This window comes from Actinomadura formosensis NBRC 14204 (genome assembly GCF_001552155.1).
GTDB lineage: Bacteria > Actinomycetota > Actinomycetes > Streptosporangiales > Streptosporangiaceae > Spirillospora > Spirillospora formosensis.
Window position 1 is genome coordinate 1 of the sequence record NZ_BCQQ01000309.1, and the last position, 1,108, is coordinate 1,108.

Here is a 1,108-nt window from a genome sequence, read left to right on the forward strand (position 1 = left end):
CTAAGCAGGGAAATCCTCACATGCTGAACGTGCGAGTCACGGGCTAGCGCGCGTCGTGACTGTCAGCGGGCATGACGGCCTGCAAGTGTTCACGTGCCTCACGAATCTCAGGTACCCGGATCCACTGGATTGACATCCTCAAGATCTCAGCGGCCCGTGTGTTGACCCTGGCCGAAGCGACGAGAGGAAGGCCCTCGCCAGCTCCGTCAGTCGATCGAACGCAAACCGTGAGCGGCTAACACATCCGGGGCCAGCCCCCGTAGGCTGATCGCGTGACTGAAGACTCGGCACGGTGTCCGTTGCTGGTGCTGTGGGATGTCGATCACACGTTGATCGAGAACAGCGGCGTCAGCAAAGAGACCTACGCAGCAGCATTCGGGTTGCTCACGGGACGGGAGGCTGAACTCCGAGCCAGGACGGACGGCCGGACCGACCCGGTCATCATGGCGGATCTGGTCGAGCGACACGGACTCACTGTGACGGCTGAGTACCAAGAGCGGTTCGGAGAGGTGCTTGCGGCGGCGCTCTCGTCTCGGGCTGATCGGCTACGGGAAGTGGGCTTCGCCCTGCCGGGTGCGCGGGAAGCCATTGCGGCGCTGAGCGCTCAAGAGGGCGTGATTCAGTCGGTCGTGACCGGCAATATTCGGGCGAACGCGTTCACCAAGGTGGCGACGTTCGATCTGCACCACGGGCTTGACTTCGAGGTTGGCGGCTACGGCTCCGACGACCACATACGAGCCAACCTGGTCGGCATTGCTCGGGAACGGGCCTCGGCAAAGTATGGCGTGTGGCTTGACGCAGGGAACACGGTGGTAATCGGCGACACTCCTCGGGACGTTCAGGCCGGCCGTTTGGGTGGCGCCTACGTCGTGGCGGTCGCGTCGGGCAGTGACGGCATTGAGCGGCTGAGGGCCGAGGAACCTGACGTCGTGCTTCCGGACTTGGCGGACACGGCGGCGGTTGTTGCGGCCGTCAGGGCCGTGCGGCAGGTGACGGGCTCGTAGCATCTTGGGTCCGCTACTTCCAGAAGTCGGATTCCTCTCGACAAGGACGCGTCCGGCCGCCCGCGCGCACGATCAACCACCGTGAGACGCCTGGTCCTAGGCTC

General features: G+C 64.4%; 1 protein-coding gene. It reads left to right on the top strand.

Annotation, left to right across the window (positions count from 1 at the left end; translation table 11 throughout):
• Positions 1-272 precede the first annotated feature (272 nt).
• On the top strand, positions 273-1,004 hold the full coding sequence (locus AF1_RS32680) for an HAD family hydrolase (protein WP_084263555.1): 732 nt from the start codon (positions 273-275) through the stop codon (positions 1,002-1,004).
• Positions 1,005-1,108: the final 104 nt, after the last annotated feature.